10 protein-coding genes are annotated in these 9,027 nt (G+C 38.5%); all 10 read left to right on the top strand.

The window, feature by feature from the left end; all coding sequences use genetic code 11:
* The first annotated feature begins 498 nt into the window (after positions 1 to 498).
* Positions 499 to 954: a 50S ribosomal protein L13 gene (gene rplM, locus AC1WHX_RS08225; RefSeq protein ID WP_009319225.1), complete on the top strand. Its 456-nt coding sequence runs from the start codon at positions 499 to 501 to the stop codon at positions 952 to 954.
* A gap of 5 nt (positions 955 to 959) precedes the next feature.
* Complete coding sequence (gene rpsI, locus AC1WHX_RS08220; RefSeq protein ID WP_009319224.1) at positions 960 to 1,346, top strand: 30S ribosomal protein S9; 387 nt, start codon at positions 960 to 962, stop codon at positions 1,344 to 1,346.
* A gap of 138 nt (positions 1,347 to 1,484) precedes the next feature.
* Positions 1,485 to 2,324, top strand: a complete 840-nt coding sequence (rpsB, locus tag AC1WHX_RS08215) for a 30S ribosomal protein S2 (protein ID WP_022389892.1) — start codon at positions 1,485 to 1,487, stop codon at positions 2,322 to 2,324.
* A 104-nt stretch (positions 2,325 to 2,428) separates the two neighbouring features.
* Positions 2,429 to 3,253 carry a translation elongation factor Ts gene (gene tsf, locus AC1WHX_RS08210; protein ID WP_122338492.1) on the top strand — a complete coding sequence of 275 codons (825 nt, stop codon included), beginning with the start codon at positions 2,429 to 2,431 and terminating at the stop codon, positions 3,251 to 3,253.
* 130 nt (positions 3,254 to 3,383) lie between these two features.
* Positions 3,384 to 4,535, top strand: coding sequence for a sensor histidine kinase (locus AC1WHX_RS08205; RefSeq protein WP_122338493.1), 1,152 nt, complete (start codon positions 3,384 to 3,386; stop codon positions 4,533 to 4,535).
* Between the two features lie 141 nt (positions 4,536 to 4,676).
* Entirely contained in the window at positions 4,677 to 5,255 is a 579-nt protein-coding gene (locus AC1WHX_RS08200) for a YceD family protein (protein ID WP_122338494.1), read from the top strand.
* A 13-nt stretch (positions 5,256 to 5,268) separates the two neighbouring features.
* The gene (rpmF, locus tag AC1WHX_RS08195; protein WP_009319219.1) at positions 5,269 to 5,454 is read left to right on the top strand and encodes a 50S ribosomal protein L32; all 186 of its coding nucleotides are present in this window, start codon (positions 5,269 to 5,271) and stop codon (positions 5,452 to 5,454) included.
* A gap of 88 nt (positions 5,455 to 5,542) precedes the next feature.
* Positions 5,543 to 6,541 (top strand): beta-ketoacyl-ACP synthase III, encoded by a 999-nt coding sequence (locus AC1WHX_RS08190; RefSeq protein WP_009319218.1) that lies wholly within the window; start codon positions 5,543 to 5,545, stop codon positions 6,539 to 6,541.
* 316 nt (positions 6,542 to 6,857) lie between these two features.
* Positions 6,858 to 7,742: a GTPase Era gene (gene era / locus AC1WHX_RS08185; protein WP_009319217.1), complete on the top strand. Its 885-nt coding sequence runs from the start codon at positions 6,858 to 6,860 to the stop codon at positions 7,740 to 7,742.
* 60 nt (positions 7,743 to 7,802) lie between these two features.
* Positions 7,803 to 9,027, top strand: a 1,225-nt coding sequence (gene der, locus AC1WHX_RS08180; protein WP_481229129.1) for a ribosome biogenesis GTPase Der, incomplete at its 3' end; no start/stop codon positions are given.

The following is a 9,027-nucleotide window of genomic DNA, read 5'->3' as shown; positions in this document are numbered from 1 at the left end:
ATCCTCTCCCGGAGATCAAGGAGTAGATATTCTTGTCTTCTTGAAAAAGATGATTTTTTTGGAAAGTTCATGTTATTATGTTTTTTTAAGAGTATATATTGCAGCATTCTCTTTTATATATTCATCTATTAATATGTAATTTTAGATGCTCTATAGGGCTTTCTTAGTATCTTATTAAATTTGTTCAAAGCTTATTTATAAGTTGCATTTAAGTTTTTTAGTATGCTTATTTCTGGTGCAGTTTTTTTTAATTGATAGAGTTTACTATAAAGAGAAGAAGTCTGAATGTTGATATTTGGACTTCTTTATTTTTTTAGGGTTGAATAATATCCTTTCTTTTTTCTGTGAAAAGTTTTGTTTTTCAGATAAAAACCGTACCTTTGCGAGCCGATTATTATCAAAGTTTGAGAAAATTTTAGTAGATAGCTTCCGCTTCAGTGTCCGAAGAGGGGTTAGCTATGTGCATTTTAAGTAATTAACAAATAAAAATTTTAAGCAGTGGATACTTTAAGTTATAAGACCATTTCTGCAAACAAAGCAACTGTACAAAAAGAATGGGTTGTAGTAGATGCAACCGATCAGGTGTTGGGACGTTTGTCGGCTAAGGTTGCCAAATTATTGAGAGGCAAATATAAACCGAGCTATACTCCGCACGTAGATTGTGGTGACAATGTAATTATTATCAATGCGGATAAAGTTATTTTGACCGGAAATAAATGGACAGATCGTGTGTATTTGAATTTTACAGGCTATCCTGGTGGTCAGAAAAAAACTTCGCCTGCTGAATTGATTAAGAAAGGCGAAGCGAAATTATTTAATAGAGTAGTAAAAGGTATGTTGCCTAAGAATAAATTGGGAGCTCAATTGTTGAGAAACCTATATGTATATGCAGGATCGGAACATCCGCACGCAGCACAACAACCTAAAACAATTGATATAAATTCTCTTAAATAAGCAGTATGGAAGTAGTTAATGCAATAGGAAGACGAAAAGCTGCAGTTGCACGTGTATTCGTAAGCGAAGGAACAGGTGTTATCACTATCAATAAAAGAGATCTTGCCGTATATTTCCCTTCAAGTATTCTTCAGTATGTTGTAAAACAACCGTTGAACAAACTGGGTGTAGCTGAAAAATATGATATTAAAGTAAATTTGGACGGCGGAGGTTTCAAGGGACAAGCAGAAGCGTTGCGTTTGGCAATTGCCCGTGCATTGGTAAAAATTAATCCTGAAGATAAACCGGCATTGAAAGCCGAAGGATTTATGACTCGTGATCCTCGTTCTGTTGAACGTAAGAAACCGGGACAACCGAAAGCGAGAAAGAGATTCCAGTTCAGCAAACGTTAATATTTTTGCTTATTTTCTCGCGGCAAGTATTCAGCGTTTAGTATCCAAATTGCCGGGACTCTGTCTCAGAGGTTTACTCAATGGAAGATTACCCTGCAATTGAATTAGTAGAATGTAAACGAACTAAAAAAAGAAAAAATGTCTATTACAAATTTTGACCAATTATTAGAAGCCGGTGTTCACTTCGGACACTTGAAAAGAAAATGGAACCCGGCAATGGCTCCTTATATTTTTATGGAGCGCAATGGTATCCATATCATTGACCTTTATAAAACAGTTGCTAAAGTCGATGAAGCTGCTGCTGCACTGAAACAGATTGCGAAATCAGGTAAAAAGGTGCTTTTTGTAGCGACTAAAAAACAAGCTAAACAAGTAGTCGCTGATAAAGCTGCTGCTGTAAATATGCCTTACGTTATTGAACGTTGGCCTGGTGGTATGTTGACTAACTTCCCTACGATTCGTAAGGCTGTTAAGAAAATGACTACTATCGATAAAATGACTAAAGACGGGACTTTCGACAATTTGTCGAAACGTGAAAAATTGCAAGTGACTCGTCAGCGTGCTAAACTTGAAAAGACGTTGGGCAGTATTGCTGATTTGACCCGTCTTCCTTCGGCTCTTTTTGTTGTCGATGTAATGAAAGAGCATATTGCTGTGCGTGAAGCGAATCGTTTGGGTATTCCGGTATTTGCTATGGTAGATACGAATTCTGACCCTTCGAATGTCGATTTTGTTATTCCGGCAAACGATGATGCTACAAAATCTATCGAGGTTATTCTCGGTGCAGTATGTGGTGCTATTGCTGAAGGTCTTGAAGAAAGAAAAGCTGAAAAAGTAGATGTTGAAGCTGCAGAAGGCGAAGCTCCTAAAAAAGAGAGAAAAACTCGCGCTGTGAAAAAAGAAAGAACTAAAAAGGAGGATGACGAAGCATTGAATGCTAACGTTGCCGAAAAGTTCATGAAAGACGTTGAAGAATAATAAATATTTAACATTCAGTCTATAACAGAGAGTGAGTTTCGTTTTGTATCGAGACTTACTCTTTGTGTATTAAATTTAATAATCAATTAAAAGGAGAAAAATATATGGCAGTTACAATGGCAGATATTACCAAGCTTCGTAAAATGACAGGAGCAGGTATGATGGATTGCAAAAATGCATTAAATGAAGCTAACGGAGATTTTGACGGAGCAATGGAAATTATCCGTAAAAGAGGTCAGGCTATTGCCGCTAAACGTGAAGATCGTGAAGCTTCGGAAGGTTGTGTATTGGCTGCAACAAAAGGAGATTTCGCTGCGATCGTCGCTCTGAAATGTGAGACAGACTTCGTTGCTCAAAATAAAGATTTCGTTGCTTTGACTCAATCGATTTTGGATGCTGCATTGGAGAATAAACCCGCAGATCTTGAAGCTCTGAAAGCTTTGACTATAGATGGGCGTTCTATTGCAGACTTGATCGTTGACCGTAGTGGTGTTACCGGAGAAAAAATGGAACTCGGTTTCTATGAGTTTGTACAAGCTCCTTCTACAATATTTTATATTCACCCGGGAAATAAATTGGCTACTATCGTAGGGTTCAATCTTCCTGAAGTTGAATATCAAGTAGCTCGTGATGTTGCCATGCAAGTTGCGGCAATGAATCCTATTTCGGTGAGTCGTGATGAAGTTCCTGCTGATGTTGTTGCAAAGGAATTGGAAATCGCAAAGGATAAAGCTCGTCAAGAAGGCAAGAAAGAAGAAATGCTCGATAAGATTGCTCAAGGACGTATTAATAAATTCTTCCAAGAATCGACATTGCTCGAACAAGCTTTTGTAAAAGAACCGAAAGAAACTATTCAACAGTATCTTAAATCTCACAATAAGGATTTAACTGTTACGGTATTTAAACGTATCACATTGAATGCTGAATAATTTTTGAGGTGTTAATCGATATAGAGAAGCGTGTTTCTGTTTTGGGAACACGCTTTTTTCGTATATTTGGTTTGCAACAATATTTTTCGGTTTATAACGTTTTAACAATGTATATTTAATTGAAATTACGATGCAGAATATTTATGATGCCCGTCAGAAAGTAAAAATAGTGTTCCTTTTGGTTTCTATGTTACTGGTGGGTATTTTTTTGTATATATCGAATCAGTTGGTTGCAGATCTTTCTGTGGAGGAGCGTAATAAGATGGAGATCTGGGCAGAAGCGACACGAGAGGTGGCGAGTAATGATACCGATATGGATATGGGTTTGATTTTGAAGATTATTCAAAGCAATACCTCTATCCCCGTGATTGTTGCCGACGGACAAGATAGTATTCGTCAGATCTTAAACTTGAAGATTCCTGAAAAATCTCCGGATATTTATTTGAGAAAAAAGCTCGAAGAGTTTAAATCGGGATCTAATAAAATAGAAATTTATATCGATGAGCATACACGTCAATATTTATATTATGATGATTCTATTTTACTTAAGCGCCTTTCTTATTTCCCTTATATTCAACTGGCAGTTATGCTGCTTTTTATATTAATTGCTTATTTAGCGTTAATGAGTAGTAAGAAAGCGGAACAAAATAAAGTATGGGTGGGACTGTCGAAGGAAACCGCTCATCAATTAGGTACTCCTATTTCGTCTTTATTGGCATGGCTTGATCTGTTGGAGCTGAACGGTGTAGATAAGGATTTGTTAAATGATATGGGTAAAGACGTAAAGCGTTTGTCTGTTATTGCCGAGCGATTTTCGAAAATAGGATCGAAACCGGAGATGAAGTTTATGTATATAAATGAGGTACTGGTGAATGCTACAGATTATATGCGCCGACGGATTTCAAATAAAGTACAGTTAATGACGCATCTGCCGGAAGAGCCTATCGGAGGAATGTACTGTCTGCCTCTATTGGAGTGGGTTATTGAAAATTTGTGTAAGAATGCAATTGATGCGATGGATGGAGAAGGAAGTATTGATGTTTCGTTACAAGCAGATAAAGATAAATGCTATATCGATGTAAGAGATACGGGAAAAGGTATTCCTCGCAAACGATTCAAAACGGTATTCAATCCCGGATATACGACTAAAAAGAGGGGTTGGGGATTGGGATTGACTTTGGTAAAACGTATAATCGAAGAGTATCATGAAGGGCGTATATATGTTAAGGAGTCCGAGCCGGGAAAGGGAACTACTTTCAGGATAGAGCTGAAGCGTTCTTGACGGTGCTCGGGTATATAAATTTTTCCTGATTAAAATATGTTTATTGTGTTGATTTTTGCAAAGATGCAATAAAAACAGGCGAAAATTTGACGGGTAAAGATTATTTTTTATACCTTTGCAGGGTTTTAACGTCTGTAATCATTGGGAAAGTTCAATTTATATAAGATACCGTTAAAAAGTCTGCCTGAAGGAACTCAAAATTATGAGTACCACTTGGATGATCAATTCTTTAAGAATATCGATGGTCCGGAAGTGCAGAGAGGATCAGTAGATGTGGTTCTGTCGGTAAAAAGGACAGGGGGAACATTCGAATTAAAATTTGCGATTAACGGGATTATTTTAATTCCTTGTGATCGATGTCTTGACAATATGGATTTTGAGGTTGCTACGAATGAACATTTGTATGTGAAGTTCGGAAGTGAATATAGTGAGGAGAATGATGACGTGGTTATCGTTCCCGAAGCCGAAGGTGAAATCAATATTGCATGGTTTTTGTATGAGTTTATAGCATTGACTATTCCGTTGAAGCATGTGCATCCGGCAGGGAAATGTAATAAGACTATGAGTATGAAATTGAAAAAACATTCTGCTCGCTCTGCCGATGATGGAGATGAAGATGATAACGGGATTTTTGATGACGAATCTGATGCGGACGATATGACAAATGAAGAAACAGACCCGAGATGGGACGAGTTGAAGAAATTAATAGATAATAATTAAAAGTAATAAGAAAATGGCACATCCTAAAAGAAAACAATCGAAGACAAGAACAGCTAAAAGAAGAACTCACGATAAGGCTGTAGCTCCTACATTGGCAGTATGTCCTAACTGCGGTGCATGGCATATTTATCATACAGTATGCGGTGAATGCGGTTACTATCGCGGTAAATTAGCTATCGAAAAAGAAGCTGCTGTTTAAATTGCCAGACGGCAATCGGCGAGCTTATAAGATCTGGCCCTAAATAGGAAGGTTTAGGGCATTTTTTTAATTTGCCTATTTACTGACTATGGATATAAAAAATGCAATAATTACAGGTGTAGCCTCTTATGTTCCGGACTATATCCTTACAAATGAAGAGTTATCTTCTATGGTGGACACCAATGACGAGTGGATTACCACCCGGGTAGGGATTAAGGAGCGTCGTATCTTGAAAGGCGAGGGACTCGGTTCTTCAGAATTGGGATATCGGGCTGTAAATGAATTATTGAAAAAGACGTCGGTTCATCCCGACGACGTAGAATTAGTAATATGCGCCACTTCTAATCCGGATTATCGTTTCCCTTCTACGGCATCGATTATTGCGGAAAAGTCTGGTTTAAAGCATTGTTTTTCGTATGATATACAGGCTGCGTGTGCCGGTTTTTTGGTAGCATTACAGGCTGGGGCGGCATATATTAAAAGCGGGTTGTATAAAAAGGTGATCGTTTTATCGGCAGAGAAGATGTCTTCTATGACGAATTATACAGATCGCTCTACTTGTCCTTTGTTCGGAGATGCTGCAGCGGCGGTAATGCTCGAACCTTCAGATGAAGCTTTAGGTGTTATTGATGCGGAATTGCATACCGATGGAATCGGTTTGCCGCATTTGATTATGAAAGCGGGCGGTTCTGCTTATCCTGCTACGCATGAGTCGATCGATAATCAAGAACATTATGTGTATCAAGAAGGACGTGCAGTATATAAGCATGCGGTATCGGATATGTTAGAGGTCTCTCAGAGTATTATGCGCAAAAACGATTTAGATCTTAATACGATAGACTGGTTTGTTCCGCATCAGGCAAATGCTCGGATTATCGAAGCTATTGCAGACCGGATGGGGATTGCCCGAGAAAAGGTGATGATGAATATTGAGAAATATGGAAATACAAGTGCAGCTTCTATACCTTTGTGTCTCTCTGAATGGGAAAGTAAGCTTAAAAAAGGAGATAACCTTGTATTGACAGCATTCGGAGCCGGATTTACTTGGGGAGCAGTTTACCTGAAATGGGCTTACGATACGAAATAATATATTCATTTTTACAATTAATAAGATACGCCGAGTAACGCTCATTCTGTTGTGCGCAGCTTAGCGTATTTTTATGTTCGGCATTTCCCTCCTAAGGCAATGTTTATTAGAGGCCTGTTTAGACGGCTTCTTAAAACCTGTTGAGAACCGTTTTATTTTACCTTAAGTAAGATGTTAAACAGATTCTAAGGAATGTTGAGTCGATTTAACCCAACATTCTTATTCCAGGGTTGTTAAGGATGAAAAACGAGGGATAGATGAGATTCTGTTGATCGTTTTTATTATATTTGTTCAAGAAACTTTAGAAATCAGAATTATGCATAAGGCCGGTTTTGTGAATATAGTGGGAAATCCTAATGTCGGGAAGTCCACATTGATGAATTCTTTGGTAGGGGAGCGAATTTCTATCATTACTTCTAAGGCCCAGACAACTCGTCATCGTATTATGGGTATTGTGAATACCGATGATATGCAAATTGTTTATTCGGACACTCCTGGAGTGTTGTCTCCGAACTACAAGTTGCAGGAGTCTATGTTGAATTTTTCCCAATCGGCTTTGGTAGATGCGGATATATTGCTGTATGTGACAGATGTAGTGGAGATGCCGACAAAGAATCAGGGTTTTCTGGATCGTGTGGCTTCTCAGTCTGTGCCAGTCTTGCTGTTGATCAATAAGGTCGATTTGTTGAAAGATCAGAAAGATCTGGAGCGTTTGGTAGAAGAATGGCACTCTTTGTTGCCGAATGCTGAGATAATACCGGTTTCTGCCCAATATAAATTTAATCTTGATTATTTACTGAAACGGATTCAGGAACTTTTGCCTCCTTCTCCTCCGTTTTTTGAGAAAGATTCTTTGACGGACAAACCTGCCCGTTTTTTTGTTACGGAGATAATCCGAGAAAAAATATTGCAGATTTATGATAAAGAGATCCCTTATGCCGTGGAGGTTGCCGTAGAGCAATTTAAGGAAGATGAAGGACATATTCATATTATGGCGATAATTTATGTCGAGAGAGATTCTCAAAAAGGTATCGTTATAGGAAAGGGAGGCAGTGCATTGAAAAAGGTCGGAACTTTGGCAAGAAAAGATATTGAGGCTTTTTTTGAAAAGAAAGTATATCTCGAATTGTACGTAAAGGTGGAGAAAGACTGGCGTAATAAAGAAAATAAATTGAAGAGTTTCGGGTATCAACTCGATTGATACGAATCTCGGACCATCCCGACGGGAAGTCGGTTAATCTAATAAAAAAATGGAGGAATTATGGGAAATATAGTGGCTATAGTCGGACGTCCTAATGTGGGGAAATCGACTCTGTTCAATCGTCTGACAAAGTCGAGAAAAGCAATTGTAAATGAAGTTGCCGGAACGACACGAGACCGACAGTACGGTAAGGTCGAATGGTGTGGGCAAGAATTTTCTATTATAGATACCGGCGGTTGGGTTGTAAATTCGGATGATATTTTTGAGGAAGAGATCAATAAGCAGGTAGCTATTGCAATAGAGGAAGCCGATGTTATTCTGTTTGTCGTAGATGCCATGCACGGAGGAACGGATTTGGATGATCATGTTGCGTCTATTTTACGGAAGACGAAAAAACCGGTAATTCTGGTTGCCAATAAAGTAGACAGCAATGAATGGCAATATGCTGCTGCAGAATTTTATTCTTTCGGATTGGGAGACCCGTATACATTGTCGGCTATCAACGGCTCTGGAACTGGTGATTTGCTTGATGATATTGTTGCTCGTTTCCCGAAAAAGGAGGAAGAAACGGTGGAGGACGATATTCCGCGTTTTGCCGTTGTGGGACGCCCTAATGCCGGAAAGTCTTCTATCATAAATGCTTTTATCGGAGAAGATCGTTATATTGTAACGGATATAGCCGGTACTACACGAGACTCGGTTTTTACTCGTTATAATAAATTCGGGTTTGATTTTTATCTGGTAGATACGGCCGGAATCCGGAAGAAAGGGAAAGTGACCGAAGATATAGAATATTATTCTGTCATACGTTCTATTCGGGCTATAGAAAGTGCCGATGTTTGCATTTTGATGATTGATGCGACACGGGGGATAGAAAGTCAGGATTTGAATATTTTTTCCCTTATTCAGAAAAATAAAAAGGGGTTGGTCGTTTGTGTAAATAAGTGGGATTTGGTAGAAGACAAATCCAATAAGGCGATAAAAGAGTTTGAGTCGGCTATTCGTGAGCGTTTTGCTCCTTTTGTTGATTTCCCGATCGTGTATGCTTCGGCTCTTACCAAGCAGAGAATATTTAAAGTTTTGGAATCTGCGGCTGAAGTTTATCAGAATCGTATGATGCGGATTCCAACAGCAAAACTCAATGAAGAAATGTTGTCTGTTATAGAGAATTATCCGCCTCCTGCGCATAAGGGGAAATATGTAAAAATAAAATATGTGACACAGTTGAAAGATACGGTTGTCCCTACTTTTATTTTTTTCTGTAATTTGCCGCAGTGGGTTAAAG

The sequence above is a fragment of the Coprobacter sp. genome (assembly GCF_982436375.1).
This window is presented reverse-complemented; position numbering and strand designations above follow the sequence as displayed.

What these genes read in the sequence shown, in the direction of transcription:
- rpsI (WP_009319224.1), top strand. Translation starts at nt 960, where the DNA reads ATGGAAGTAGTTAATGCAATAGGAAGACGAAAAGCTGCAGTTGCACGT.
- rpsB (WP_022389892.1), top strand. Translation starts at nt 1,485, where the DNA reads ATGTCTATTACAAATTTTGACCAATTATTAGAAGCCGGTGTTCACTTC.
- tsf (WP_122338492.1), top strand. Translation starts at nt 2,429, where the DNA reads ATGGCAGTTACAATGGCAGATATTACCAAGCTTCGTAAAATGACAGGA.
- AC1WHX_RS08205 (WP_122338493.1), top strand. Translation starts at nt 3,384, where the DNA reads ATGCAGAATATTTATGATGCCCGTCAGAAAGTAAAAATAGTGTTCCTT.
- rpmF (WP_009319219.1), top strand. Translation starts at nt 5,269, where the DNA reads ATGGCACATCCTAAAAGAAAACAATCGAAGACAAGAACAGCTAAAAGA.
- AC1WHX_RS08190 (WP_009319218.1), top strand. Translation starts at nt 5,543, where the DNA reads ATGGATATAAAAAATGCAATAATTACAGGTGTAGCCTCTTATGTTCCG.
- era (WP_009319217.1), top strand. Translation starts at nt 6,858, where the DNA reads ATGCATAAGGCCGGTTTTGTGAATATAGTGGGAAATCCTAATGTCGGG.